This is a genomic window from Tardibacter chloracetimidivorans (assembly GCF_001890385.1).
GTDB lineage: Bacteria > Pseudomonadota > Alphaproteobacteria > Sphingomonadales > Sphingomonadaceae > Tardibacter > Tardibacter chloracetimidivorans.
The window spans coordinates 1,005,476-1,029,024 of sequence record NZ_CP018221.1; the positions used below are offsets into that span (position 1 = coordinate 1,005,476).

29 protein-coding genes and 2 pseudogenes are annotated in these 23,549 nt (G+C 62.1%); 17 read left to right on the forward strand and 14 right to left on the reverse strand.

The annotated features are described in order from the left end of the window. Nucleotides 1-24: 24 nt before the first annotated feature. The 3 genes from BSL82_RS05145 to BSL82_RS05155 are packed head-to-tail and all read left to right on the forward strand — an operon-like array spanning nucleotide 25 to nucleotide 1,212. Entirely contained in the window at nucleotides 25-525 is a 501-nt protein-coding gene (locus BSL82_RS05145; protein ID WP_072596325.1) for a redoxin domain-containing protein, read from the forward strand. Further along, a complete protein-coding gene (locus BSL82_RS05150) occupies nucleotides 509-838 on the forward strand; it encodes a hypothetical protein (protein WP_072596326.1) in 330 nt (109 codons plus the stop codon). The genes BSL82_RS05145 and BSL82_RS05150 overlap by 17 nt, the downstream gene beginning before the upstream one ends. Continuing rightward, nucleotides 838-1,212: a DUF488 domain-containing protein gene (locus BSL82_RS05155; protein WP_072596327.1), complete on the forward strand. Its 375-nt coding sequence runs from the start codon at nucleotides 838-840 to the stop codon at nucleotides 1,210-1,212. The genes BSL82_RS05150 and BSL82_RS05155 overlap by 1 nt, the downstream gene beginning before the upstream one ends. Before the next feature lie 327 nt (nucleotides 1,213-1,539). On the opposite strand, the gene BSL82_RS05160 is transcribed toward BSL82_RS05155, so the two are convergent. Continuing rightward, a complete protein-coding gene (locus tag BSL82_RS05160) occupies nucleotides 1,540-1,983 on the reverse strand; it encodes a MarR family winged helix-turn-helix transcriptional regulator (protein WP_072598604.1) in 444 nt (147 codons plus the stop codon). 47 nt (nucleotides 1,984-2,030) lie between these two features. Between BSL82_RS05160 and BSL82_RS05165 the strand changes: the two genes are divergently transcribed. After that, nucleotides 2,031-3,809, forward strand: coding sequence for a chloride channel protein (locus BSL82_RS05165; protein ID WP_072596328.1), 1,779 nt, complete (start codon nucleotides 2,031-2,033; stop codon nucleotides 3,807-3,809). 95 nt (nucleotides 3,810-3,904) lie between these two features. Here BSL82_RS05165 and BSL82_RS05170 read toward each other — a convergent pair whose 3' ends face one another. The 4 genes from BSL82_RS05170 to BSL82_RS20380 all read right to left on the reverse strand — a co-directional run bounded on the left by BSL82_RS05170 (nucleotide 3,905) and on the right by BSL82_RS20380 (nucleotide 6,724). Next, nucleotides 3,905-4,753 carry a LysR family transcriptional regulator gene (locus tag BSL82_RS05170; RefSeq protein ID WP_072596329.1) on the reverse strand — a complete coding sequence of 283 codons (849 nt, stop codon included), beginning with the start codon at nucleotides 4,751-4,753 and terminating at the stop codon, nucleotides 3,905-3,907. Between the two features lie 199 nt (nucleotides 4,754-4,952). Next, the gene (locus BSL82_RS05175) at nucleotides 4,953-5,447 is read right to left on the reverse strand and encodes a DUF6306 domain-containing protein (RefSeq protein ID WP_158011036.1); all 495 of its coding nucleotides are present in this window, start codon (nucleotides 5,445-5,447) and stop codon (nucleotides 4,953-4,955) included. Nucleotides 5,448-5,460: 13 nt separating this feature from the next. Beyond that, complete coding sequence (locus BSL82_RS05180; protein WP_072596331.1) at nucleotides 5,461-6,309, reverse strand: LysR family transcriptional regulator; 849 nt, start codon at nucleotides 6,307-6,309, stop codon at nucleotides 5,461-5,463. A gap of 238 nt (nucleotides 6,310-6,547) precedes the next feature. Further along, the gene (locus BSL82_RS20380) at nucleotides 6,548-6,724 is read right to left on the reverse strand and encodes a hypothetical protein (protein ID WP_158010702.1); all 177 of its coding nucleotides are present in this window, start codon (nucleotides 6,722-6,724) and stop codon (nucleotides 6,548-6,550) included. An 89-nt stretch (nucleotides 6,725-6,813) separates the two neighbouring features. On the opposite strand from BSL82_RS20380, the gene BSL82_RS05190 reads away from it, so the two are divergent. The 7 genes from BSL82_RS05190 to BSL82_RS20925 all read left to right on the forward strand — a co-directional run bounded on the left by BSL82_RS05190 (nucleotide 6,814) and on the right by BSL82_RS20925 (nucleotide 10,263). Continuing rightward, nucleotides 6,814-7,050 carry a hypothetical protein gene (locus tag BSL82_RS05190; RefSeq protein WP_072596333.1) on the forward strand — a complete coding sequence of 79 codons (237 nt, stop codon included), beginning with the start codon at nucleotides 6,814-6,816 and terminating at the stop codon, nucleotides 7,048-7,050. A gap of 98 nt (nucleotides 7,051-7,148) precedes the next feature. Further along, entirely contained in the window at nucleotides 7,149-7,790 is a 642-nt protein-coding gene (locus BSL82_RS05195; protein WP_072596334.1) for a peroxiredoxin, read from the forward strand. Next, on the forward strand, nucleotides 7,790-8,479 hold the full coding sequence (locus tag BSL82_RS05200) for a carbonic anhydrase (RefSeq protein WP_083579058.1): 690 nt from the start codon (nucleotides 7,790-7,792) through the stop codon (nucleotides 8,477-8,479). Before BSL82_RS05195 ends, BSL82_RS05200 begins: the two co-directional genes overlap by 1 nt. Beyond that, nucleotides 8,476-8,874 (forward strand): hypothetical protein, encoded by a 399-nt coding sequence (locus BSL82_RS05205; RefSeq protein ID WP_072596335.1) that lies wholly within the window; start codon nucleotides 8,476-8,478, stop codon nucleotides 8,872-8,874. The genes BSL82_RS05200 and BSL82_RS05205 overlap by 4 nt, the downstream gene beginning before the upstream one ends. A 75-nt stretch (nucleotides 8,875-8,949) precedes the next feature. Then, nucleotides 8,950-9,648 carry a superoxide dismutase gene (locus tag BSL82_RS05210; RefSeq protein ID WP_072596336.1) on the forward strand — a complete coding sequence of 233 codons (699 nt, stop codon included), beginning with the start codon at nucleotides 8,950-8,952 and terminating at the stop codon, nucleotides 9,646-9,648. Nucleotides 9,649-9,660: 12 nt separating this feature from the next. Then, nucleotides 9,661-9,918 carry a hypothetical protein gene (locus tag BSL82_RS05215; protein ID WP_072596337.1) on the forward strand — a complete coding sequence of 86 codons (258 nt, stop codon included), beginning with the start codon at nucleotides 9,661-9,663 and terminating at the stop codon, nucleotides 9,916-9,918. 147 nt (nucleotides 9,919-10,065) lie between these two features. Then, on the forward strand, nucleotides 10,066-10,263 hold the full coding sequence (locus BSL82_RS20925) for a response regulator (RefSeq protein WP_237267732.1): 198 nt from the start codon (nucleotides 10,066-10,068) through the stop codon (nucleotides 10,261-10,263). 2 nt (nucleotides 10,264-10,265) lie between these two features. Here BSL82_RS20925 and BSL82_RS20930 read toward each other — a convergent pair whose 3' ends face one another. Then, nucleotides 10,266-10,550 (reverse strand): hypothetical protein, encoded by a 285-nt coding sequence (locus BSL82_RS20930; RefSeq protein ID WP_072596339.1) that lies wholly within the window; start codon nucleotides 10,548-10,550, stop codon nucleotides 10,266-10,268. 107 nt (nucleotides 10,551-10,657) lie between these two features. Continuing rightward, complete coding sequence (locus BSL82_RS05230; protein ID WP_226998630.1) at nucleotides 10,658-11,485, reverse strand: two-component system sensor histidine kinase NtrB; 828 nt, start codon at nucleotides 11,483-11,485, stop codon at nucleotides 10,658-10,660. A gap of 508 nt (nucleotides 11,486-11,993) precedes the next feature. Here BSL82_RS05230 and BSL82_RS05235 point away from each other — a divergent pair. From BSL82_RS05235 to BSL82_RS05255, 5 genes are all read left to right on the forward strand, one after another. Beyond that, nucleotides 11,994-12,569, forward strand: a complete 576-nt coding sequence (locus BSL82_RS05235) for a ferritin-like domain-containing protein (RefSeq protein WP_072596340.1) — start codon at nucleotides 11,994-11,996, stop codon at nucleotides 12,567-12,569. A gap of 5 nt (nucleotides 12,570-12,574) precedes the next feature. Then, nucleotides 12,575-12,979 (forward strand): c-type cytochrome, encoded by a 405-nt coding sequence (locus tag BSL82_RS05240; RefSeq protein WP_193408596.1) that lies wholly within the window; start codon nucleotides 12,575-12,577, stop codon nucleotides 12,977-12,979. Nucleotides 12,980-13,044: 65 nt separating this feature from the next. Beyond that, nucleotides 13,045-13,620, forward strand: coding sequence for a hypothetical protein (locus BSL82_RS20385; RefSeq protein WP_072596341.1), 576 nt, complete (start codon nucleotides 13,045-13,047; stop codon nucleotides 13,618-13,620). A gap of 86 nt (nucleotides 13,621-13,706) precedes the next feature. Then, nucleotides 13,707-14,240 carry a uracil-DNA glycosylase family protein gene (locus BSL82_RS05250; RefSeq protein WP_226998631.1) on the forward strand — a complete coding sequence of 178 codons (534 nt, stop codon included), beginning with the start codon at nucleotides 13,707-13,709 and terminating at the stop codon, nucleotides 14,238-14,240. Nucleotides 14,241-14,247: 7 nt separating this feature from the next. Further along, nucleotides 14,248-14,793 (forward strand): DUF488 domain-containing protein, encoded by a 546-nt coding sequence (locus tag BSL82_RS05255; RefSeq protein ID WP_072596343.1) that lies wholly within the window; start codon nucleotides 14,248-14,250, stop codon nucleotides 14,791-14,793. 9 nt (nucleotides 14,794-14,802) lie between these two features. Here the strand turns inward: BSL82_RS05255 and BSL82_RS20935 are convergent, their stop codons facing one another. Together BSL82_RS20935 and BSL82_RS20940 are read right to left on the reverse strand one after the other, a co-directional pair. Beyond that, nucleotides 14,803-15,408: a phosphohexomutase domain-containing protein gene (locus BSL82_RS20935; protein ID WP_226998632.1), complete on the reverse strand. Its 606-nt coding sequence runs from the start codon at nucleotides 15,406-15,408 to the stop codon at nucleotides 14,803-14,805. Between the two features lie 169 nt (nucleotides 15,409-15,577). Continuing rightward, a pseudogene (locus BSL82_RS20940) lies at nucleotides 15,578-16,369 on the reverse strand (phosphohexomutase domain-containing protein); the annotation flags it as partial. Nucleotides 16,370-16,914: 545 nt separating this feature from the next. Between BSL82_RS20940 and BSL82_RS05265 the strand changes: the two are divergent. Continuing rightward, on the forward strand, nucleotides 16,915-17,634 hold the full coding sequence (locus BSL82_RS05265; RefSeq protein WP_226998633.1) for a sigma-70 family RNA polymerase sigma factor: 720 nt from the start codon (nucleotides 16,915-16,917) through the stop codon (nucleotides 17,632-17,634). An 18-nt stretch (nucleotides 17,635-17,652) separates the two neighbouring features. Here the strand turns inward: BSL82_RS05265 and BSL82_RS05270 are convergent. The 5 genes and pseudogenes from BSL82_RS05270 to cysD form a co-directional block, all read right to left on the reverse strand. Further along, nucleotides 17,653-17,897 (reverse strand): annotated as a pseudogene (locus tag BSL82_RS05270) (integrase core domain-containing protein); the annotation flags it as partial. 142 nt (nucleotides 17,898-18,039) lie between these two features. After that, the gene (locus tag BSL82_RS05275; protein ID WP_158010703.1) at nucleotides 18,040-19,311 is read right to left on the reverse strand and encodes a tyrosine-type recombinase/integrase; all 1,272 of its coding nucleotides are present in this window, start codon (nucleotides 19,309-19,311) and stop codon (nucleotides 18,040-18,042) included. Between the two features lie 589 nt (nucleotides 19,312-19,900). Beyond that, nucleotides 19,901-20,629, reverse strand: coding sequence for a 3'(2'),5'-bisphosphate nucleotidase CysQ (locus BSL82_RS05280; protein ID WP_072598609.1), 729 nt, complete (start codon nucleotides 20,627-20,629; stop codon nucleotides 19,901-19,903). Between the two features lie 17 nt (nucleotides 20,630-20,646). Next, nucleotides 20,647-22,554 carry a sulfate adenylyltransferase subunit CysN gene (gene cysN, locus BSL82_RS05285; RefSeq protein WP_072596345.1) on the reverse strand — a complete coding sequence of 636 codons (1,908 nt, stop codon included), beginning with the start codon at nucleotides 22,552-22,554 and terminating at the stop codon, nucleotides 20,647-20,649. Then, nucleotides 22,554-23,462, reverse strand: coding sequence for a sulfate adenylyltransferase subunit CysD (gene cysD / locus BSL82_RS05290; RefSeq protein WP_072598610.1), 909 nt, complete (start codon nucleotides 23,460-23,462; stop codon nucleotides 22,554-22,556). Before cysD ends, cysN begins: the two co-directional genes overlap by 1 nt. Nucleotides 23,463-23,549: the final 87 nt, after the last annotated feature.

Below are 23,549 nucleotides of genomic sequence, written 5' to 3' on the forward strand. Positions count from 1 at the left end.
CGCAGGTCACGGAAGGATATCTCGATGGACAGCGCCGCCGCCTCGATCGCCCCGGACTGGCATGTGGCGCAATGGTTCAATGCCGCCAGCCCGCTTACCCTTGAGGACTTGCGCGGCAAGGTGGTCGTCCTTCACGCCTTTCAAATGCTGTGTCCGGGCTGCGTTACGATCAGCATCCCGCAAGCTCAGCGCATCGCGCGCGCCTTCGATCCCGCCCACCTCGCGGTCATCGGCATCCATACCGAATTCGAGCATCACGACGTGATGACACCGCAGGTCCTCGCCGTCTTCATTCGGGAGTTTCAGCTGGGCTTCCCCATCGCTGTGGACCTCCCAGGACTGTCGGGCCCGATCCCCCCGACCATGACCGCTTATGCTATGCAGGGGACGCCGACGCTGATCCTGATCGACCGCCGTGGCCGCCTGCGCAAACACGCGTTCGGGACGGAGGATGACATGCGCGTCGGGGCCGATATCGCCTTTCTGTTAGCAGAACGGGAGCTGTCCAATGACACACGACTGTGACGATCCGATCGATCCCGGCGAGCTGGCCGACACCGTCCGCTACATCGCGCAGCGCCACCGCGCGGAAGATCGCCCGCTCGAAGTGGTGGCAGAAGAAGTCGTCGATGAGCGCTTCCGCACTCGCCTGTCACCAAACCAAGCCGCTCGCAAAGGCAGCGCCCATTCGGATTGCGTCATCGAGATCTGCCGCCAGGTCCGCCTCTTACTCGCGAGCGGGACTGTCATCGACGCCATCGACGAAGCATCGATCGAGTCCTTTCCCGCCAGCGACCCGCCCGCGTGGATCGGGCACAGACCGCCGGGAGAAAAGTGATGAGCACGCTGCGCGTCAAGCGCATCTATGAGCCCGCGCTGCCGAGTGACGGCTTCCGTGTTCTGGTCGACCGGCTTTGGCCCAGAGGTGTGTCCAAGGCAACGGCCGCCCTCAATCTCTGGCTCAAGGAGATTGCACCGTCAGCGGAGCTGCGGGAATGGTTCGGCCATGACCCAGCTCGGTTCGGCGAGTTTGCGACGCGGTACCGTTCCGAGCTGAAGACCAACGTCGAGGCGGTCGACCACCTTCGCGGCATCGCCAAAGCCCGTGACACCACCCTGCTGTATGGAGCGCACGATACGCATGCGAATCAGGCGGTTGTCCTCGCGGAATTTCTTGCCGGGCAAGGACTACATTTCGAGCGCGATACCTGAACAGGCATTCGACCGCATCGTCTTTTCGTGGACACGCGCCAGAGCGCGGCGCGTAGCGCAAGGGTCGATGCGCGAACTGCTGCTGCCTAGCCTCCCGGCCCGGCGGCGTCTATATTGCCGAGCATGAGTTTCGTTTTCCAGGCCCGTACTACCGTTCCAGCCTGCAACTAGAACGGACATCGTCTGACCGCTGCGCCGCCCAGCCATGCCAGGCCAACGCTCAGCCCCCGTTCGGTGTACCTGGCCGATACTGGGTCGGTCGCCGCTGGGTTTCTGGAGACTGGCGCTGGACACTCCCCGCTTGATCACCTCGCGCGGTCCAACGTTTCAATCGAATTTATCGAAAATCTCGAGCAGCAACGGCCGCAGCCGCCGGATTTCCTCGCGGTGCACCGCGGAAAGCGACGCGAGAATGTCATAGGCCTTTGGGGTCAACCGCAGGAGCGTACGACGACGATCGTCCGGCGACACCTCGCGGATGATCAGATCCAATGCATCCAGGCGATCGACCAAGCCTGTCGCGCTATGCGCCTTCAGAATCAGCCGCTCGGCGATATAGCCGACAGTCGCCTGATCGGCATCGGCGGCACGAATGGCCAGCAACGCCTGATGCTGTTGCGGAGTCAGCCCGACCTTGCTCGCATGCGCCTCGCTAAACGCCTGAAAGCGCCGAATCTCGTGCCGAAAATCCGCCAGAGCGCGATATTCTTCCTCGGCCAGTAAAGCGCCCTTTTCACGCACAACCAATCTCCGCGTTGAACCATATCGCATTGCGATATAATGCGCCTCATCCAACAGCAAGAGGTTATGCCCGCCCTATGTCCCTAACCCCCACGCGAGTCGTTGAGACTCATCAACTAGCAGACCATTCCGTCGATCTGCGGATGCCGCTGCTGGCGCTCATGGCTGTGGTCGTGGGAACCGGCGGTGCGGTCGGCGCGTGGGTGCTGGTGAAGCTGATCGCGATCGCAACCAACTTGTTCTGGTTCGGACGCATCTCTGCCGACGATTCAGTCATCACGGACAGCAATGTCGGCCTTCTGGTGGTCGTCGTCCCCGTGATCGGAAGTCTTCTGGTCGGGTTGATGGCGCGCTTTGGGTCCGAAAAAATTAGAGGACATGGCATACCCGAAGCGATTGAGACGATCCTGTTCGGGGAGAGCCGGCTCTCGCTTAAGGTTGCGCTGCTCAAGCCGCTGTCTTCGGCCATTTCCATCGGCAGCGGCGGACCCTTTGGCGCTGAAGGACCCATCATCATGACCGGCGGCGCCATAGGGTCGCTCTTCGCCCAATGCTTCCATCTGAGCGCCGCGGAACGAAAGACTTTGCTCGTTGCGGGCGCGGCCGCAGGTATGACCGCGATTTTCGGCACCCCGCTCGCCGCCATTCTTCTGGCGGTCGAGGTGCTCCTGTTCGAATGGAAACCGCGCAGCTTCGTACCCGTCGTCGTCGCGGCGATCGTTTCTTTGGCGTGGCGGCCCCTTTTCCTTGGTTCGGGACCGATGTTTCCGATGATCGCAACCGCGCCCGATTCAAGCTGGGGCTTGCTCGCCGCCGCCGGCATCGGCCTTCTGGTCGGCTTTGAGGCAATGTTGCTGTCGACGTCGCTCTACAGGATCGAAGATCTGTTCCACAAATTGCCGGTCCATTGGATGTGGTGGCCCGCGATCGGCGCGATCATCGTTGGTCTGGGCGGCTTGATCGACGCGCACGTCCTGGGCGCGGGCTATGCGAGCATCGAAGCCCTGCTGACGGGTTCGCTGGCGCTCAAGGTCGTCGTCGCGCTCCTCGCGGTCAAAGCGCTGGTCTGGCTCGTAGCGCTGGGCTCGGGAACGTCAGGCGGCGTCCTTGCGCCCCTTCTCATTCTCGGCGGCGCGGCCGGCTTCCTGATCGGCCAGTTCCTCCCCGGCGACGCGAGCGTCTGGGCGATGATCGGCATGGCCGGCATCATGAGCGGCGCGATGCGCGCACCGATGACCGGTGCGCTGTTCGCTGTCGAACTCACCGGACATTTCGAAGCGGTCCCCTACACCATCACCGCCGCCGGCGCCGCCTATGCGATCAGCGTCTTGCTGATGCGCCGGTCGATCCTCACCGAAAAGATTGCGCGGCGCGGACGTCATATCCTTCAGGAATATACCGTCGATCCGCTCGATCTCCTGCAGGCGGCCCAACTCATGACCCCGCATCCGCAGACGCTTTCGGGCGGTATGACGATCGAACAGACCCTGGCCTTTTTCACGACGCAGGCCAAACATCGCAGCTATCCGGTGGTCGATGCCGAAGGGCGGCTGATCGGCCTCGTGTCCCGAACCGATGCGCTGCGCTGGCAGGTCGATCAGAGCCTCGCGAAGACCCTGCTCTCCGATGCCATCTCAGATTCAGTGCAACCGGTAGCCTATCCCGACACGCCCAGCGGAGTCGTGGCCGATCTGATCATCGAAACTGGAGTAGGCCGGATCCCCATCGTCGACCGCGAAACCCGCAAGGTGCTCGGGATATTGTCGCGTCAGGATCTCCTAAAGGCTCGCAGTGCGAACCGGCTTGCTGAAACCGGACGGGATCGGTTTGTCGGCCGAACCAATCCCGCGTCCTGAGGGTAGCAGTCAATGAAGCTCAGATGAGGGGTCAGGCTGTGCGTCGGAGCCGGCTCCGGCCTGGCGCGCCGCAGCGCGATCTCGGTCGCGGGCGATCAGACGGCGATCTTGGCGGCGGCACGGAGCCCCTCGCGAATGCGATCCATCACGCCCGGATCGGTTTTGGTGGAGTGCACGACATAAGCGGAATAGGAGAATTCCGGGCTGTCCGGGACAAGGACAAGCCGGTTCTCCTCGAGATAGGAGCGGATGAAGCCTTTCCGGAAATAACCCCCGCCGCCCGTCGCCAGAATATATTCCAGCGCCAACGGACCATAGCTAATTGAGACCACGGCGTTGGGATGATCGGGAAAGGCAGCCTGGAAACTCGCCGCAAACTCATCGCCCCAATCGATCTCGACATGGTCCTGCGGCGATAGGGGTGCTGTCGTGGGTGTGGTTCTCACCATCACCAGCTTCTCTTCGAACAAGAGCTCTGCGACGACGCCCGGCCGGTGCGGTGCGGCATAAAGGATCGCGACGTCGAGCGATCCATCCTGGACCTGCTCCATCAGATTATCCGCTGTGTCGATCTGCGTCCGAACCGCGATTTCGGGACATTCGCGCCGCATCCACAGGAGCCAGTGGCGCAGCAGCGGATTCCAGAGGCTCAGTTCCGCGCCCACTGTGACCACCGTCTCACGACCCGGCGGCAAGGCCACCGCGCGGCGTGCCCGGGACCACACCTGCACCAGCGTCGTGGCGAACCGAAGGAACTGCTCGCCTGCGGGGGTCAATTTGGCGCCGGCCTTGTTGCGGATAAACACCGGGCAGTCGAGTTGCTCTTCCAAGCTCCGAATTCGTGCGCTGACAGCAGTCTGCGTGAGGTTGAGATTTGCGGCCGCCCCCACGAAGCTGCCGGTCTTCACAACCTCGAGAAAGGTCCGCGCTATCGCAATGTCCATTGTACAGATTCCTTGCGTACAACGCGCAATCATATTCGAGTTTCGATTGCAATAGTGCGCGACACGCGCTTACTCAAGGGCAGAGCGGGTTGGGTCGAGCTCCATCAATCCTGCGTCTGGCTAGATCGGGACAAATAACCCGTTGTGCCACGACCTGACCGCCCTGACGCCCCACGACGTGCATGTGTCGGGCGCGGGTTCAACGCGCCGCGTTTTCCGTATCAAGGAGCTCGGCGGCGCTCCGGATATTGCGCCTGTGGCTTTCCAGCATGTCCTTGAGGACGCCGTGAAGCTGCTCGTCGCGCACACGCGGGAGCATCTCTTCCAGCTTTCGAACAACCCATGCTTGGCCCCGATTGAGGAAAGCCAGCCGGTCGAATGGATCCGCGATCGCCAACGCCTTTTCCCGAAATGCGCCCGTCTTGTGCGACGGTGCGGCCTTGAGGCGCCCAATCTGCTCGGCGAGCATCGCGCACCAACGCGCTTCATCGGCCCGAACCGTACGCATCAGCGCCGTATAGGCGGGCGTCGCTGGCATCCTGCTGCTGGCGAGCGCGACCTTGGCCCCCGCTCGCTCGGCCTCAAGCAACTCGTCGAGACTCTTGAGAAGTTCGTCGCGGCCAGCGTAGCCCATATAGACGTCGTCTGCCTCGGCCATGTAGCAGACCGGAGATGAAGGCTCGTCCTCTGGTATCATGAGTCACCTCTCACACTGAAAGCACCGCAGCCTCCCGGAGGCCCGCTCGGATGCGGTTCATCACCTCCTGGTCGGCTTTCGTCGAATGCACGACATAGGCGGAGTAAGAGAATTCCGGGCTGTTCGGCACGAGCGCGAGCCGCCCTTCATCGAGATAGGACCGGATGAAACCTTGGCGAAAATAGCCGCAACCACCCGTCGCAAGGATATAGTCGAGGGCGAGCGGACCATAGCTGATCGACACCACCGCATTGGGTTCATCGGGAAAGGCCGCCTGGTGGCTCGCGGCAAATTCCTCACCCCAATCCACCAGTACATGATCCTCGCGGGCAAGAGGCCGGTCGGTCGGTGTCGTGCGGACCAGGATCAGCTTCTCTTCAAACAGCAGCTCCGCGATGATCCCCGGCCGGCTCGGCGCCGCGTAAAGCACGGCAACGTCCAGCGATCCCTCCTGCACCTGCTCCATCAGACGCTCGGAGGCATCGATATGTGTACTGACGGCGATGTCCGGGCATTCGCGCCGCATCCACAGCAGCCAGTGCCGCAAGAGCGGGCTCCATAGGCTGAGTTCGACCCCCACGGTGACGACCGTTTCCCGGCCGGGCGGCAGCGCAACCGCGCGCTGCGCCCGCGCCCAGACCTGAACCAATGTGGTTGCAAATCGCAGGAACTGCTCGCCGGCAGGTGTCAGTTTCGCGCCAGCCTTGTTGCGGACGAACAGCGGCCGATCGAGCTGGTCCTCCAACACCCGGATACGGGCGCTGACCGCGGTTTGGGTTAAATGGAGATTGGCCGCCGCACTCACGAAGCTGCCGGTCTTGACGACTTCGAGAAAAGTGCGGGCGGCGCTGATGTCCATACAGCAAATTCCTTATGCTCAAAGCGCAATACTATTCAGTTGCTTTATAGATGCTAGCGGATGGATGATGCCAGTGCAAGGTGAGACCCTCACCCCCAACCAGCATGGAAGAGCCTGCAACGTTCGAGCATAATGCCCAGTGAGACATCCACGATCCTTCCGGCCCGATCGCCCGCCCAGGAAATCTGAGCTGTACGCAACCATAGCTGCGCTCACCCTCCTGCTGGTCGGCGTGGGCCTAGGAATCCTCTATTTTCGCGATCGCGGCTTTTTCAGTACCGGCTTCTCGATCGCCGCGATGACGTTCTTTGCAGCGGTCTGCCTCGGCATTGTCGTCAGCCTTCACATCGAACGGTCGGTACAGCGCCAGGCGCGTGAAAGTTCGCACGAGATTCCGCCGCCTTTCGACATTCATTCCGTTTGGCCTCCCGTCTCCGGCCCATCCAGACCAACGCATCGCGAGGATGGGAGCCAGCGACGGAGCGGACAGCGACGGAGCCGGCTATGGCGATGAAGAAAGACCTCCGCGAAGCCCGCATCCAGACGGGCAAGGATGAGAATGTCCGACCGCCGCATGCCTACTGGATGGTCGCGATCGCGGGCGCCATCTTTTCGATCCGGGTCATGTTGTGGCTGCTCGAAGAGGCCCGTGTCGTGGACAAGAATGACGACGCCGTCGCGATGCTCCTCGCCTCAGTCGCGGCGCTGTTCTCTATCGGATGGCTCGCGCCCAAGCCCTAGGTTCATAACAATATTGTTGATGTGAAACATGAATATCATTCTCTTGTTTGATGTTTGCCAGCGCTTCACAATGGGTCGCGCAGCATGAAGGAGCGTCCATGACCATCCAACTTGGGCAGATTGCCCCCGACTTCGAACAGAGCAGCACGCACGGCCTCCTCCGGTTCCACGACTGGCTTGGGTCCAGCTGGGGCGTCCTGTTCAGCCATCCGAAGAACTTCACCCCGGTATGCACCACCGAACTCGGCGAAGTCGCCAAGCTCCGCCCTGAATGGGACAAGCGCGACGTCAAGCCGATCGGACTCTCGGTCGATCCGGTGGAAGCGCATCGCAGATGGGAGGTCGACATCGAGGAAACCCAAGGCGCGAAGCTCGATTTTCCGATGATCGCCGATCCCGATGCCCGCGTCTCGACGCTGTACGACATGATCCATCCGGAGAGTGACCCCACCGTCACCGTGCGATCGGTGTTCGTCATCGATCCTTTGCGCAAGGTCCGCCTCATTCTGACGTATCCACCCTCGACGGGGCGCAACTTTGCGGAGATCCTGCGCGCGATCGACAGCCTCCAGCTTACCGACGCCCGCAGCATCGCAACGCCGGTCAACTGGAACCCAGGCGAGCCTGTCGTCATCTCGCCCAAATTGTCGGAGGAAGAGGCATCCCGCCTGTTCCCGCAAGGGTACACTACCCTCAAACCTTATCTCCGGGTCGTCGACCTCGAGAAGGCTGCTCAGTGATGAGCCTGCGGGAGAATAGGGCGGCCGAAAAACCGGCCACCGTGACGCGCGGTGACGATAATGACCTCGCCGACCTGTTCGCCCGCAATCAGGCTTGGGCAAAGTCCAAGACTTTGGTCGATCCGAGCTTCTTCAGCCGCCTCGTGGGCCAGCAGAGGCCCAGCTACTTCTGGATAGGATGTTCAGATAGCCGCGTGCCTGCGACCGAGATCGTCAACCTCGATCCCGGCGAGATGTTCGTCCACCGCAACGTCGCCAATCTCGCAGTGGAGAATGATCCCAACTTTGCAGCAGCGCTGCAATTCGCGATCGAGGCGCTGCACGTACAACATATTATCGTCGTCGGCCATTATGGCTGTGGCGGCATCCAGGCCGCCATGGCGCCCGCAACCCCCGATGCGATCGGAAATTGGCTCGCACCGGTGCGGGCGGTTCACCACGCGCATCCCTGCAACGCCGCACCCGATCAGGCCGACGCGAATGCGCTGTGCGAGCGGAACGTCGTCGCTCAAGTTGGAGCCCTCGCCGCCAACCGCCTCGTACGTACTGCATGGGCGGCGCAAGCCGACCTGACGCTGCACGGATGGGTTTATGCCATCAGCGATGGTCTGTTGCGCGCGGTCTGCGAGCCGGTCCACCGGGACGGTCGGGGCGTGCCTCCACCTGACGGCACGGGGCGCGCTCGATGAGCATGCTTCGCTCACCATCGGCCTTGGCGGGCGACAGTGGTGGAGCGCAGCTCGCGGTCACCATTGCGGCCTGCCAACTGGCCATCACGCCAAGTCGCGCGCTCGATGGCGAGATCGCCCTGGCCGTGTTCCCCGCTTTGATCGAACTACCGCGTGTCGAGGCCGGGATCTGGTCGCAAGCTGACGGCACACGCGTGCGGGCGCTGCGCTATTCCGAAGTCCGCTCGGCAGCCGCGACCCTCGTCCCGCCAGGCTGTTGGATCGAAGAGGACGGCGCCCATGTGATCGTCGCGGGCGCGCAAGGGACATGGGCGGGCGACCACGCGCATCATGCGATTTCGCTCTGCATCGCGGCCCTCAGCGCCCGCGCCGCAGGAGCTGGCCATGCCCACTGAGCCGCCGAACAGCGCGTCCGTCCGTCACCCGTGCCGGCGAACTGCTTTCTTTTCCCCAAAATCTGGAGATTTGCTATGGCTGATCTAGGCTCAAGCACCTTACGGTCCTCTATCGCAGGCGCCGTCGCATTCGAGCTCCCTCCCCTTCCCTATGGCATCGATGCTCTGGTGCCCGTCCTCTCCGCGGAGACGTTGGCGATCCATCACGGCAAGCATCATGCGCGCTATGTCGAGACGCTCAATCGTCTGCTGGCCGAACGGAATGAAGCGGTATCGACACTCGAGTCCGTCATTCGCGCGGCCCATGCGAGCGGCACCCAAGGGTTGTTCAACAATGCAGCCCAAGCCTGGAACCATGGCTTCTTCTGGGAAAGCATGACGCCGGCGCCCGCTCAACCGGGCAATGGGCTCACCACTGCCATCAAAGCCAGCTTTGGCGGGCTGGAAGCGCTCGGAACGCGCTTCGTCGCAGAAGGCACCGGCCATTTCGCGTCCGGCTGGGTCTGGCTCGTGGCGCGAGGCAACAGGCTTGAGGTCATCTCAACCCATGATGCCGGATGTCCCGTTTTGGACGATGGTGTCACCCCGCTCCTGTGCTGCGACGTGTGGGAACATGCCTATTACATCGATTATCGGCAGGATCGCGCCCAGTGGCTGACGCTATGGTGGACCAAGCTCGCCAACTGGTCCTTCGCCGAGAAACAATATGACGCCGCCCTCGGCCGAGGCGAGCCCTGGCAATATCCCGCGCCGTCCCCTGTTCCCGTCAAATAGAGAGGAAACGAGATGCTAGTCGATGTCTTCGCTGGTCGCGACCATAAGAATGCCACACCCACCGGATGCTTTCATTTCGCGCGCTCCCCAACCCCGGGCGAGCAGGTCGAAATCAATGGCAAGATCCGGGTCGTCACCCGAGCCTGGCATCAGCCGGGCAGCTGTTATGCCGGTGCGAAATTCGCCATTTTGATAAGCGAGCAGGTGGCGCCGGTCGACGAGCTGGAACCGTCAACCCCCGCCTATGACGTGGCTGGAGAAGTGGTTTAGCGCCCGGTCCGCGGCAATGTCACCGACGCGCTGCGGAAGAATCCCTCGAGCGGCGCGGCGTGCGGAGAGATGTATAATGGAGAACCCGAAAGGTCCGCGCCGGATCACAATATCGTCCTCGTCGTTGAGGACGAACCGCTTGCGCGCATGTTCGCCGCGGAAGCTCTTATGGACGAGGGATACCGCGTATTCGAAGCCCACGATGCTCGTGACGCACTCGCGATTCTCGACCATCGTTGTGATATTGGCGTTGTCCTCACCGACGTCGAAATGCCGGGTGGCATGGATAACTTGGCGCTCGCCGGCACGATCCGCGAACCTGGCCCGAAACGGTCATTCTCATAAATTCAGGACGGATTCGCCCCGAGCCCAATACCTTGCCGATCGTCGCGGGCTTTATCGCCAGGCCCTATCGCATAAGCGATCTGGTGGACAAACTTGAGATATTGTTGGAGCAAAACGGCGTCCATCGGCGCTCCGACGACCATATTCTCGAAGCGTGGTGCGCGGCCGAACTTGGGCACGCGAGCGCCGACCCTTTCGATAAACCCACCCTTCTCGCGCGCGCCGTGGCAGCCGAGCAGATGGCGATTGCCCGCTTTGGGTACGGCGCTCGTTCCGCTGTCTATCATGCGCGCTTCCCCGACAGGCCGCCTCCGCGCCCATAAGGGAATGACTCGGGTGGCCAGCCGGTCCTTGCCACTGAAAAATCGGTCGATCCAGCGAGCTTACGCGACGGCTAGTGGAGATCGGCGGAACCGTCGGCACAGGGGAAAAAGAGATCGAAGGTGGTGCCGACACCGATCGCGGTGTCGATCCTCAAGAAGCCGCCGGACTGCCGCACGAACGCATCAACCTGCGGGATCCCCAGTCCCGTCCCGGCACCGGCCTTGGTAGTAAAGAAAGGGTCGAAGATCTTGCGCCTGACCCCCGCGTCCATGCCCGTACCATTGTCTCTCACGCGAACCCGCACGTAATGATCCGGCCCTTGGTCGCGCGATACGGGTCGCGAAATCAGGGCAGTGCTGATCTGGATGGTCCCGCCGTCGGGCATGGCATCCCGCGCGTTGACGACGAGATTCATGATCGCGGCGTTGAACTGCGGAAATTCAAATTCAACATCCGGGACGTCGGGACCGAGCTGCACCACAATCCGAATCCCCGATCCGGCAGCATATCGCAGCAGGATTTCCAATCGTACCAGGGCATCATTGACGTTGTGAGCATGGATGTCGCAATCATGCCCGCTCGCGAAGTTGAGCAGTCGCGTGGTCATCCGCAACCCGCGCTCCACTCCCTCCTGCGCGCCCACGAGAAAGTCGGTGACCAACAAAGGATCGTCAGCATGTCGTTCGGCCAGACGCACCGCTGCGGAAATCACGCCAAGGACGTTCCTGAAATCATGCACGAAACCCCTGCTCATCTGACCTAGAGCGAGCATTCGCTCGATCGGGCTGGAGCTCAGTGCTGGTGACGCGTGAATCTTGTTGGTTGGCGCTGCAATGCCGCGCGCATTGCCTGACATCTCCAAACCGACCGACGAGCTCAACGGTGTATCGACCGGCATATGAGGGTGTCCCTTCCTGCCACTTGACGCCGAGCGTCATCCCTACGCGATTCGTTTGTCAATAATTGCGCGGCCTCTTAAACGACGTCCAATTAATATTATTGCCTGTTCGCAACACTAATATTGCATTTAATCTCGCCTTACGAGCGACACGAGTAGTATAGATGCCTTCCGCAGTGCTGACGCTCTGGTTGCGCCATCCTCCCCTGCACTGCGGCGCATAGGGCCCCTGACCGGCCCCCAGGGCCGGGTGTCGAACCCTAACCGCTCGTCGCGACGCCTCCTACTTTGTAAGCGTCCATCGGTGTGGCCGGCAGTCTGGTCTGCCTGACGCTACGTTCCCTTCCCACTTTCCGGGAACCTTTTGCGACGCGTCTCATCAAATAGACAAAAGGAAACAATCGGCGATGGGGCGACCACAAGTTGCTCTGAACCGACGAACTCTTCGCAGAGCGGCAGCGGGAGATGTCCGACAAACAATAGTGATCCAAGAAGGAGGACCAGCGAGATGATCGATATCCCCAGCAGCAGTCGCCGCTCCGTTCTTACAGGTGGCGTGACCACGCTTTCCGCGGCCGGCCTGGTTGCTTTACTTGGCGGCAGCGTTCCCGCTGCCGCGAGGAAGGCCGATCTGCCGGCGCAGGATGCGCAGCTTCTCAATGCCGCCTTGGCGCTGGAGCACGAAGGGATCGCCGCCTATCAAATCGCCGCACAAAGCGGACTGCTGTCACCGGATGTTCTCAAGGTGGGCATTACCTTCCAGAGCCATCACAAAACGCATCGCGATGATCTGGCGGCGGCAATCGGACGCTTGGGTGGCGTGGCCGCGACCAGCAAACCGATCGCTGACTATGCCGCTTCGCTCGGCGCCGGCGCTTTGAAGACCCAGACTGATGTCCTCAAGCTCGCGCTACGCCTCGAGCGCGGTGCCGCAAATGCCTATCTGGGCCTTATCCCGTCGCTCCAGGCGACCGAGTTTCATGTGCTCTCCGCCCGTCTGGCCGGCGATGAGGCATTTCATGCCGCTGTCCTCGGGAATGTCCTGAACGAGCCTATTCCGCAACAGGCACCGATTTTCGGATAGTCTTTATGGCCCGCGCCACCTTCCGAGCGGCGACGCGCGCACTGACGCTCGCGGCGGCGATGGCGGTCAGCGGCGCGGCGTTCGCGGGCGCCGGCCTGCCACGCGGCGATGCGGTCCGGGGAGTCGACCTCTATCAGGCGAAATGTGGCGCATGCCATTCGCTGGATAGCAATCGCGTCGGCCCGGCACATCGCGGCGTTGTCGGGCGGCGAGCAGGCCGCGTCGCCGACTTCCGCTATTCAAAAGCGCTCAGCGCGTCGCACATTGTCTGGACCCCGGCCAATCTCGACCGCTGGTTGAGGGCGCCGACGGTGATGGTGCCCGGCACTATGATGGGCTTTCGTGTGAGTTCGCCGCAAGAGCGAGCCGATATCATCGCATATCTCGCGCAAAATCCATCGCGCCGGTGAGCGACGGACGATGACCAAGGGATTTCGGTCGATGTGCCGATGGCCCCAAGAAATGGAGAAACCTCATGGCGATCGATGACGCCGCAGACTTGCCGCGCGAAGCGGTCGGCATTTTTCACAGTTCGGAGCAGTTGCAGGACGCGATCGACGCGCTGCTCAGTTCGGGCTTTCATCGGTCCGAGCTCAGTCTGCTGGCGAGCGAACAGGCGGTGCAGGAGAAGCTGGGCCATCGCTATTCCAGAGTAGATATTCTCGCCGACGACCCAGACGTGCCACGCGCCGCCTTTGTGTCGACCGAAGCGATTGGCGACGCGGAGGGCGGTATCATCGGCGGGCTGGTGTATGTCGGCGCGCTTGCCGCGGTCGGTGCGATCGTCGCGACAGGTGGTACGCTGCTCGCCGTCATCACCGGCGCCGCCCTCGCGGGTGGCGCCGGTGGGCTCGTTGGCTCGGTGCTCGCCAAATGGCTGGGAGAGCATCATGCGCATTATCTCGAGGAACAGCTCATACGCGGCGGACTGCTGCTGTGGATAAGAACGCGCAACCCTGCCAGCGAGGTGCGCGCTATCGATATTCTGAGGAAATACTCAGCCGATCAAATTCACATGCACAGCCTGCCCCACCCCGCGCTGGACGCGTGAGCGATCTGGAACACTTGCTGGCGGAGGTCCGGGCTTGCAACGCATGCGGCGACCTCTTGCCCCTCGGTCCGAGACCGGTCCTGCAGATGTCCGCAACCGCCCGCATCCTGATCACAAGCCAGGCGCCAGGCACTAAGGTCCACGCGAGCGGCGTTCCCTTTTCCGATCCATCGGGCGATCGGTTGCGCGACTGGATGGGCATATCCGAGGATCAGTTCTACGACGCGGCCAATATCGCCATCCTGCCCATGGGTCTGTGCTATCCCGGACGCGCTGGACAGGGCGATGCACCGCCCCGCCCGGAATGCGCACGGTTGTGGCGGGAACGGCTGCTCGCAGCAATGCCAAGGCTTCGCCTGACGCTCCTGGTGGGAAGCCATGCCCAAAATCATGTGCTCGGTCCGGGTCACCTTACGGAGCGGGTCCGCGATTTCAGATCCTATCTGCCGGCCTTATTCCCACTTCCGCACCCCTCATGGCGCGTGACGATTTGGGCGCGCAAACACCCCTGGTTCGAGGAGGAGGTTCTTCCACACCTGCGCGCCGCGATCCGGCAGGCCTGGCCCGAGCTGGAAAAGATCGAGCGGCATCCTGGTGCCGCGACCGACATCCGTGGCTGAGCGGTCGATGTCGGCCGCCCAACCCATCTATACGATCGGGCATTCGACACGGTCGATCGCGGATTTCGTCGTGTTGCTCCAAGTCGGCAGGGTGGAACTGGTGGTGGATATTCGCAGCATCTCCCGCTCGCGCGCCAATCCCCAATTCAACCGCGACACGCTGCCAGCGACCCTTGCGTCATGGCAGATCGACTATGAGCAGATCCTGGCATTGGGCGGGCTGCGCAAGAAATCGAAGACGATCCCCCCGGAGCTCAATGGCTTCTGGACTAATCCGAGTTTCCATAACTATGCCGACTCTGCCCTGTCCGACGCGTTTCGGACTGGTCTGGATCTTCTCCTCGCGCATGCGGCGGATCGACGCTGCGCGATCATGTGTGCCGAGGCCGTCTGGTGGCGATGCCATCGCCGGATCGTGGCCGACTATCTCCTGCTGAAGCAGCAGGACGTCTTCCACCTGATAGGGCTTTCCCGCACCCAACCTGCCGTCATGAACGCCGCTGCACGGGTCGGCGCGGGTGGTCTCGTCTATCCGGCTGTTGCTGCGGATTGAGCCGGTCCTTCAGTGTCCATGATCGCCAGCGGCTTGTCCCCGGCCGAACACGCCTTGGATGATCGTCCGGGCCTCGCGTTGAATCGCGCGCAAATGGTCGGCACTGCGGAAGCTCTCGGCGTACAGCTTGTAGATCAGCTCCGTTCCGGATGGGCGCGCCGCAAACCAGCCACCCGCGGTTGTGATCTTGATGCCGCAGAACGGTTCGCCCCCGGCAGGCGCGGTGGTCAGCTTCGCCTCGATCGGTTCGCCAGCGAGTTCGGTGGCAGAGATCCGATCGGCCGTGGCGCGGCGCAGCACATCCATCTGCTCGGGCGCTACCAGTGCGTCGATCCGTTCGTACCAGAATTGCCCGAATTCTTGCATCAGCGCGTCATAGGCCTGGTTCGGATCGGACCCGGAGTGCGCCGTGATCTCGGCCGCCAACAGGCCAAGCGCCAAGCCGCCCTTGTCGGTCGTCCAGACCGAACCATCGCGCCGAAGCAAGGAGGAGCCGGCACTTTCCTCGCCGGCAAAGCCAAGAGCACCCGAGTAGAGACCGTCGACGAACCATTTGAATCCGAAGGGAACTTCGACAAGCGGCCGACCAGCGCGGTTTGCGATGCGATCGATCACTGCTGCTCACCATGGTCTTGCCGATACCGCAGCGCGGCGTCCAATGCGGGCGATGATCGATCAGATACGCGATCGCCGCCGCCAGAAAATGATTGGGCGTCATCAGGCCACCCGTCGGCGTGACGATGCCATGGCGGTCGGCGTCGGTATCGTTGCCGAACGCAAGGTCGAAACGGTCGCGCATGCCGATCAGCCGGGTCAGGGCATAAGGCGACGAGCAATCCATCCGGATCTTCCCGTCCCAGTCCGCGGTCATGAAGCCGAACGTGGGGTCGACCATGCCCTCGACGACAGTTCCATTGAGACCGTAGCGGTCGATGATCTTGGGCCAATAGTGCACGCTGGCGCCACCCAAAGGATCGATGCCGAGTGCCAGCCCTGACCCCGCAATAGTCTCCATGTCAATCACGCCCGCGAGATCTCCGATATAGGGATCCATATAGTCGTGGGGGTGCACGCACACCGATTGGCGCGCCCGTGCATAAGGAATACGTCGGACCTTTTGAATGCCCGCCTTCAGCAGTTCGTTCGCGGTGGCTTCGATCCAGCTGGTAACGTCGGAGCCAGCGGGGCCGCCCGTCGGCGGATTATATTTGAAGCCGCCATCTTCCGGGGGATTGTGCGAGGGGGTGAGCACGACGCCATCGGCCAAGCTGGCCGTTCGGCCACGGTTATAGGTCAGGATGGCATGGGAAATGACGGGGGTCGGCGTGAAGCCCTCGTCGGCATCGATCATCGTCTCCACGTCGTTGGCGACGAACACCTCCAGCGCGGTCACAAATGCCGGCCGCGAGAGGGCGTGGGTGTCGATGCCAACGAATAGCGGCCCATCAATCCCCTCGCGCTTGCGATACAGGCAGACGGCCTCGGCGATGGCGACGATATGCGCCTCGTTGAAGGCATTGTGGAATGCAGAGCCACGGTGGCCCGAGGTGCCGAAATGGATGAGCTGCGTTGCCACCGATGGGTCCGGAATGCCGGCCTAATAGGCCTCGATCAGCTGGGCGGGCTCCAACAGCTTCCCCGCTGCCGGATCGACGCGCTCGCCGCTCATGGCGCGAACGCATGGAAGCGCGGACGAGGTGAATATTTAACGGCAATATCTTTCATATAGATGCCAAATAATATTCATTTGCTACATGAGATTAGCAGGCAGATGATGCCTTCTGCAAGATGGAGTTTGCGCGCTCGCCCAAAAGCATCCGCGAACATCATCTCGAACATTGTGTGGTTGAGACGAATATTGAAAGCGCAAATGGCCAGTGTTCTAACGGTTCGGCGCCTTGGAATTCATCCGGGCAGTAGCACGGCACGCTTCCAGGCACTGGGTCTCCCCCTTCGCGAAGCGACGGGGACCCGGCGCGCTGTCCGTCGCGACGACAGATTGCCGATCTGGCGTGAAATCAGGCCTTCGCAACCCTCGTAACGCGGAGTGAACCGCGGCGCAGCCGATCGCGGTGCTTGTCGCATCTCTCTTCCCCGGATGCGAGGTGAATGGAGGCAAATATGTCCGCTTGTTCTGGTGCCGAGTTTCATCCCGGCATTTCCGCTCCTCCGCGCGGCGACGCCCATTCCGAACTTGAGCTGGCCTCGGAGCTCGCCCTCGTCATGCAGCGCAATGATCGGCAGTTGCAGCGCACCGCCTGGCGGATCCTGCGCAATCGCGAGGACGCCGAAGATGCCGTTCAAAGCGCCTATCTCAACGCGTTGGCAGGTATCAGCGGCTTCGCAGGACGATCGACACTTTCGACCTGGTTGACGCGCATCGTCACCAATGCAGCGCTTGCACATGCCCGCTTGGTCCACCGGCGCCGAACATGGCTCGACGAGCCTACGTCGATGGCGGAGACATATTGCGAGACGCTGATGCGCGGCTCGATCGCGAGTTCGCCCGAACGGGCCTATGCGCACCACCAGATCCTGCAACTGATCAATGATGCGATCGACCGGTTGCCCCCTCAGTTCCGCACCGTCTTCGTGTTGCGACAGATCGAGGAACTCGATGTTGGCGAGGTCGCCGAACTGCTCGGCATCAATACCGCCACGGTCAAGACCCGACACCTGCGCGCGCGACGGCGGCTCCAGCGCACCCTTGCTCCAGCTCTCGGGGCTGCGCCCGCGAGCATGTTCCCGTTTGCCGGCGACGCCCGAGAGCACGCGGTGGGTCGATCACCTCAGGCGGCGACGCACGGAGACTGTTCGGAGGCGCGGGGAGAGATCGCATGAAGCACGACCGCGACGGCATCACTGCCGCGAAAGCTTCCGCGAAGAGTGGGCGAACGGTGTGTAATGCCGCCGCCAGGCTTCGATCAGCACCTTGGCCTCGGCGAGGCTGTAGAAGATTCCGTCATTGAGCAGTTCGTAGCGAAGTGACCCGTTGAAGAATTCAATGTAACCGTTCTCCCATGGTGATCCGATGCGATGTAGAGCGTCTTCACGCCGATCTGACTCAGCCATTTCTGGGCGGCTGTCGCGACAAATTCACTGCCATATCACATTGGGAGGTGGGTCCCTCGGAGGGCCGCATTGCCTTTATGAAGACGAGGCGCGTAGCGCCCGCCGCCTTCATCGAGATTTGGTACGATTCTGAAGAGAGCAGGGGCAACGAAACCTGCAGAGATGTTTGGGAACTCAGCGATTTACCGCGGCAGCGACCACCTCCTTCTCGAGCCATTGCTCCCACAGTCGCAACGCCCGCTTGCGCTCCTCGAACAGTTCGGAGCGGTTGTAGACGCGCATGATCTTCGACGTCGTCGCGGTCGCGACATGGTTCAGAATGCGATCAGCAACATTCGCATCGATCTTGAGCCGCTCACAGGCGATGGTGTTGAACGTGGTCCGCAGATCATGGATCGTCCAGGGCAGCATCGGCTCCACCTCCCTGCCCTGTTTCGCCGCCATTTCCTCGCGATGTTTCTCAACGGCGCCATCCAGGCGTCGCTTGGCCTTGGCAAAGCCTGATACCGGCGTCTCTCCCGTCGTGGTGAAGAGGTAGGCAGACTCCTTCAGTCGATCGGCGTCGCCGAGCGCCGATGTGATGATGGACCGCGCCATCGGAAGCAGCGGCACCCGAAGCGCATTGGCGCGCTTGGTTCGCTCCGATGGCAGAACCCATTGCGGCTCGTCGCCCTGCAGCGTCAGTTCATTGACGAGCAGGCCGGCAAGTTCATCCCGGCGCATGGGCAGGACGATGAGCAATCGACACAGAGGCCCGAACGGATATCCGAGGTCTCCGGCCGCCGCCCAGATATCTCTTAGTTCCTGGACCGAATGATATCGTTCCCGAGTACGCTCGGGCACAGGGCGCCTGAGGCTGGCGATTGGATTGGACTCGATCACGCCTTCCGATACGCACCAGTTAAAGAAGGCCTTCGCATAGGCAAGCTGGCGGTTCGCCGATATCGGCGAGCGTTTGGCCCGCCGCTTGAGCAATTCCTGTATCTCGTCGCGGGTGATCTCTTTCACATTCCTGGCCTGAAGTGTGCGGAGCAATCCCTCCTTGCCGTCGAGCGCTCGCCGGGTCTGATCGCCGCGGCGGTGATGGCTCAGGACCTCGCGCTCATATTGGTCCAGCATCTGCACAAGGGCCTTGCGGGACCGGGCACGGATCTGCGCCTCGCGCGCGAGATTGCGTCGTTCCTCGTTGGGATTACGCCCCTCCTCCACTTTCCGCCGGGCCTCGCGCGCTGCTGCGCGTGCATCATTGATGCTGAGCGCCGGCCACGACCCCAATGCGATCCGGCTTCGCTCGCCGGTGTGCAGCCGAATCATCAGCGACCATTTGGCCGAGCGCTCCCCTGCCCTGAAGCGCAGACCAGGCTCGCGCAGATCCCTGAGTTCGATCTGCGGCCCTTTCCGGCCTCGCGCTGCATCGATTGCGGCTTCAATATCTGCTTTCGTCAATCCGGTGGACATGAGCGCAAGTATACCGCTTCGGATAGGCTCCGTATAGGTCCCACCTGAGATTGAACGATACGAGACGCTCATGGACGGTGGCGGACGACCAGAGACCGGACCCGATGATATGAACTTACCCAACCATATAGCTTAACATGACTTTTTTGGACCTCAGTGAACGAGTGTGGACGACCAGAGAGCGCCCGCACGCCGCCGACCCCAACGCCTCTTAATCAGCGGGTCCCAGGTTCGAGCCCTGGTGCGTCCACCATATTTTGCTGTTAAAACCAAATAGGTGCATGGAGCGCACGTCACTCCGAAAGGTGCATGGTTTCCCCATAGGCCAATCGTAAGCGGCGGCTTGATCTCTGTCGGGTTGCTGCGCCGGGGAGGTTAGTAGCAGTCAACAAACGTCCGCCACCGCGTCCGCTGATCGTCCCTGGGTGCATCGCCTTCCACACCAGCCTCCAAAAGCCGGTGTTGAATCAGACATCGCCGCCGTCGGCGCTGATTTTGCGAACTTCGCTGAAGGTCTGGCGATTGTGCTGACCGGCTCCGCCGGGGAAGGCTGAGGCGGGGACCGCCAGTCTTGCCCCTATAATGTCTGCAGGGTCTCAAGCACGAGCCCGGCATGTTCCGTTTTGCAGATCAGCAGGTCGGGCAGATAGACGTCCTGTTGATTGTAGACGAGCGGCTCGCCGTTGATGCGGCTGACGTGGAGGCCCGCGGCGAGAGCAACCGCCGCCGGGGCGCAATTGTCCCATTCATATTGCCCGCCGGAGTGCAGGTAGATGTCCGCCTCGCCGCGAACGACCGCCATCGCCTTGGCGCCCGCCGATCCCATCGGAAGCAGCTCCGCGCCAAGGCGCTCGGCAACCGCGACGGCCTCCGCCGCCGGGCGCGTGCGGCTGACGAGCATCCTGAGCGGAGAATTGGCGGCGGGCAGCGGTTGCGGCCGGTCGGAACGAAGGACGAGATCGAGACCCGGCAGCGCCACCGCGCCGACGGCGGGCTTTCCATTGATCGCGAGCGCGACATGGACGGCCCAGTCGGTGCGGGCCTCGCCATATTCGCGCGTGCCGTCGAGCGGATCAACGATCCACACCCGCTCGGCGTCAAGCCGCGCGGCATTGTCCTTTTCCTCTTCGGAAAGTACGGCGTCGTCCGGACGGTTCGCCCTCAGCGCCTCCATGATGAAGGCGTTGGCGGTGCGGTCGCCGGCCCTGCCCAGCGCCTTGCCCTGAAACAGGCCGGAACGCTGGAGGGAGAGGAGCAGATCGCCCGCCACATGGGCGATATGGGCGGCGAGTTCGGCGTCGGTCATTGCATTGGAGGCGTCCGTCACTTCAGCAATTCCCCGACGATGAGTTCGGCTGCTTCTTCGGCGCTCATCTTCGTCGTGTCGATGCGAATTTCGGGGGATTCGGGCGGCTCATAAGGGCTGTCGATGCCGGTGAAGTTCTTGAGCTGGCCTTCCCTCGCCTTCTTGTAAAGACCCTTGACGTCGCGCTTCTCGGCCTCGGACAGCGGCGTGTCGATGTGCACCTCGATGAACTCGCCGTCAGGCAGCATACGCCGCACCATGTCGCGCTCAGCGCGGAACGGGCTGATGAAGGCGGTGAGCACGATGAGCCCGGCGTCCGTCATCAGCTTGGCGACCTCGCCAACCCGGCGGATGTTCTCCACGCGGTCGGCATCAGTGAAGCCAAGATCCTTGTTCAGCCCGTGGCGGACATTGTCGCCGTCCAGCAGGAAGCTGTGCCTGCCAAGGGCGTGCAGCTTCTTCTCGACCAGATTGGCGATGGTCGATTTGCCCGCGCCGGAAAGGCCGGTGAACCACAAGAGCTTCGGCTTCTGGTTCTTCTGTTTTGCATGCGCCTCGCGGGTGATGTCGACCGCCTGCCAATGGATATTCTGGCTGCGGCGAAGCGCATAATGGATGATCCCCGCGCCCACCGTCGTATTGGTCATCCGGTCGATGAGGATGAAGCCGCCAAGGTCGTGGTTTTCGGCATAGGGGGCAAAGGCCACCGGCCGGTCGAGCGCGATGTTGCACACGCCGATCGCGTTCAGATCCAGCGTCTTGCCGGCGATATGCTCCATGGTGTTGACGTTGACCTGATATTTCTCGTCGGTCACCGTTGCCGATACCGTCGTTGTAGCGGTCTTCAGCCAATAGGGCCGTCCGGGAAGCATCGGCTCATCGGCCATCCACACGATCGTGGTCTCGAACTGATCGGCGACTTCCAGCGGGCTGTCGGCGATGGTGATGACGTCGCCGCGCGAACAGTCGATCTCATCGGCCAGGCAGATCGTCACCGACTGGCCCGCCACCGCCTGGTCCAGATCGCCGTCCAGGGTCACGATGCGCGACACCTTGGAGGTCTTGCCCGACGGGAGCACCCGCACGACATCGCCCGGGCGAACCGTCCCGCTGTTCACGAACCCTGAAAAGCCACGAAAATCGAGATTGGGCCGGTTGACCCATTGCACCGCCATTCGGAATGGAGCGGCGGCCAGCCGGTCGTTGTCGAGCGGCACCGTCTCCAGATGCTCGATCAGCGCCGGACCCGTGTACCAGGGCGTGTTCGGCGAAAGGCTGGTGATGTTGTCGCCCTTGAAGCCCGAGATCGGCATTGCAACGAAGCTGTCGATGCCGATGCTTTTTGCGAACGCCGAATAGTCTTCGACGATCTCGTTGAAGCGCGCCTCGCTGTAATCGACGAGGTCCATCTTGTTGACGGCAAGCACGATGTTCCGGATGCCGATCAGGTGCGCGAGATAACTGTGCCGCCGCGTCTGGGTCAGCACCCCCTTGCGCGCGTCGATCAGGATGACGGCGAGGTCGGCGGTGGACGCGCCCGTCACCATGTTGCGCGTATATTGCTCGTGCCCCGGCGTGTCGGCGACGATGAACTTGCGCTTTTCGGTCGCGAAAAAGCGGTAGGCGACGTCGATGGTGATGCCCTGCTCCCGCTCGGCGGCAAGCCCGTCCACCAGCAGCGCGAAGTCGATCTCCTGTCCTTGCGTGCCAACGCGCTTGCTGTCGGCCTCAAGCGCGGCAAGCTGATCCTCGAAGATCATCTTGGAATCATAGAGCAGCCGGCCGATCAGCGTCGACTTGCCGTCGTCCACCGATCCGCAGGTGATGAAGCGCAGCAGCGACTTGTGCTGATGGATTTCGAGATACTGATCGATGTCCTCGGCGATGAGCGCGTCGGTCTTGTAGATGACGTCACCGTCCGACATCAGAAATAGCCCTCCTGCTTCTTCTTCTCCATGCCGGCGCCGCCCGCGTCCTTGTCGATCGCGCGCCCCTGCCGTTCCGACGTGGTTGTCAGAAGCGTCTCCTGTATCACCTGCGGCAACGTGTCCGCCGTGCTCTCGACAGCGCCCGTCAGCGGATAGCAGCCAAGCGTGCGGAACCGGATCGAGCGTTCTACCGGCACCTCACCGGGCTTCAGCGGGAAGCGGTCGTCGTCCACCATCAAGAGCAGCCCGTCGCGCTCCACCGTCGGGCGCGGGGCAGCAAAATAGAGCGGAACGATCGGAATGTTGTTGAGGTGGATATATTGCCAGATGTCCAGCTCGGTCCAGTTGGAGATCGGGAAGACGCGAACGCTCTCGCCCTTGTTCTTCCTGGCGTTGTAGAGCTTCCACAGCTCAGGCCGCTGGTTCTTCGGGTCCCAGCGATGGTTGGCCGAGCGAAAGGAGAAGATGCGCTCCTTGGCGCGGCTCTTCTCTTCGTCGCGCCGAGCGCCGCCGAACGCCGCGTCGAAACCATATTTGTCGAGCGCCTGCTTCAGCCCTTCCGTCTTCCACATGTCGGTGTGCAGCGGGCCATGATCGAAGGGGTTGATCCCGCGCGCCATCGCCTCGGGATTGTGATAGACGAGCAGGTCCATCCCGCTTTCCTGCGCCATGCGGTCGCGAAGCTCGTACATCGCCCGGAACTTCCACGTCGTATCCACATGCAGCAGCGGAAAGGGCGGCGGCGACGGGTAAAAGGCCTTGCGCGCCAGATGCAGCATCACCGCCGAATCCTTGCCCACGGAATAGAGCATCACGGGCTTTTCAGCCTCCGCCACCACCTCGCGCATGATGTGGATGCTCTCGGCCTCCAGTCGCTCAAGATGGGTAAGGGTCAATGAATCCACGGATTGCGAGCCAGCCGCCAAAGCACGCGACAATGAAAATCTCCAAAAATGCCCAATAAGGGCTGCTATGCCACCGATGCTTGCGCC

What these genes read in the sequence shown, in the direction of transcription:
- BSL82_RS05145 (WP_072596325.1), top strand. Translation starts at nt 25, where the DNA reads ATGGACAGCGCCGCCGCCTCGATCGCCCCGGACTGGCATGTGGCGCAA.
- BSL82_RS05150 (WP_072596326.1), top strand. Translation starts at nt 509, where the DNA reads ATGACACACGACTGTGACGATCCGATCGATCCCGGCGAGCTGGCCGAC.
- BSL82_RS05155 (WP_072596327.1), top strand. Translation starts at nt 838, where the DNA reads ATGAGCACGCTGCGCGTCAAGCGCATCTATGAGCCCGCGCTGCCGAGT.
- BSL82_RS05160 (WP_072598604.1), bottom strand. Translation starts at nt 1,983, where the DNA reads ATGCGATATGGTTCAACGCGGAGATTGGTTGTGCGTGAAAAGGGCGCT.
- BSL82_RS05165 (WP_072596328.1), top strand. Translation starts at nt 2,031, where the DNA reads ATGTCCCTAACCCCCACGCGAGTCGTTGAGACTCATCAACTAGCAGAC.
- BSL82_RS05170 (WP_072596329.1), bottom strand. Translation starts at nt 4,753, where the DNA reads ATGGACATTGCGATAGCGCGGACCTTTCTCGAGGTTGTGAAGACCGGC.
- BSL82_RS05180 (WP_072596331.1), bottom strand. Translation starts at nt 6,309, where the DNA reads ATGGACATCAGCGCCGCCCGCACTTTTCTCGAAGTCGTCAAGACCGGC.
- BSL82_RS20380 (WP_158010702.1), bottom strand. Translation starts at nt 6,724, where the DNA reads ATGAATGTCGAAAGGCGGCGGAATCTCGTGCGAACTTTCACGCGCCTG.
- BSL82_RS05190 (WP_072596333.1), top strand. Translation starts at nt 6,814, where the DNA reads ATGGCGATGAAGAAAGACCTCCGCGAAGCCCGCATCCAGACGGGCAAG.
- BSL82_RS05195 (WP_072596334.1), top strand. Translation starts at nt 7,149, where the DNA reads ATGACCATCCAACTTGGGCAGATTGCCCCCGACTTCGAACAGAGCAGC.
- BSL82_RS05200 (WP_083579058.1), top strand. Translation starts at nt 7,790, where the DNA reads ATGAGCCTGCGGGAGAATAGGGCGGCCGAAAAACCGGCCACCGTGACG.
- BSL82_RS05205 (WP_072596335.1), top strand. Translation starts at nt 8,476, where the DNA reads ATGAGCATGCTTCGCTCACCATCGGCCTTGGCGGGCGACAGTGGTGGA.
- BSL82_RS05210 (WP_072596336.1), top strand. Translation starts at nt 8,950, where the DNA reads ATGGCTGATCTAGGCTCAAGCACCTTACGGTCCTCTATCGCAGGCGCC.
- BSL82_RS05215 (WP_072596337.1), top strand. Translation starts at nt 9,661, where the DNA reads ATGCTAGTCGATGTCTTCGCTGGTCGCGACCATAAGAATGCCACACCC.
- BSL82_RS20925 (WP_237267732.1), top strand. Translation starts at nt 10,066, where the DNA reads ATGTTCGCCGCGGAAGCTCTTATGGACGAGGGATACCGCGTATTCGAA.
- BSL82_RS20930 (WP_072596339.1), bottom strand. Translation starts at nt 10,550, where the DNA reads ATGATAGACAGCGGAACGAGCGCCGTACCCAAAGCGGGCAATCGCCAT.
- BSL82_RS05230 (WP_226998630.1), bottom strand. Translation starts at nt 11,485, where the DNA reads ATGCCGGTCGATACACCGTTGAGCTCGTCGGTCGGTTTGGAGATGTCA.
- BSL82_RS05235 (WP_072596340.1), top strand. Translation starts at nt 11,994, where the DNA reads ATGATCGATATCCCCAGCAGCAGTCGCCGCTCCGTTCTTACAGGTGGC.
- BSL82_RS05240 (WP_193408596.1), top strand. Translation starts at nt 12,575, where the DNA reads ATGGCCCGCGCCACCTTCCGAGCGGCGACGCGCGCACTGACGCTCGCG.
- BSL82_RS20385 (WP_072596341.1), top strand. Translation starts at nt 13,045, where the DNA reads ATGGCGATCGATGACGCCGCAGACTTGCCGCGCGAAGCGGTCGGCATT.
- BSL82_RS05250 (WP_226998631.1), top strand. Translation starts at nt 13,707, where the DNA reads ATGTCCGCAACCGCCCGCATCCTGATCACAAGCCAGGCGCCAGGCACT.
- BSL82_RS05255 (WP_072596343.1), top strand. Translation starts at nt 14,248, where the DNA reads ATGTCGGCCGCCCAACCCATCTATACGATCGGGCATTCGACACGGTCG.
- BSL82_RS05265 (WP_226998633.1), top strand. Translation starts at nt 16,915, where the DNA reads ATGTCCGCTTGTTCTGGTGCCGAGTTTCATCCCGGCATTTCCGCTCCT.
- BSL82_RS05280 (WP_072598609.1), bottom strand. Translation starts at nt 20,629, where the DNA reads ATGACCGACGCCGAACTCGCCGCCCATATCGCCCATGTGGCGGGCGAT.
- cysN (WP_072596345.1), bottom strand. Translation starts at nt 22,554, where the DNA reads ATGTCGGACGGTGACGTCATCTACAAGACCGACGCGCTCATCGCCGAG.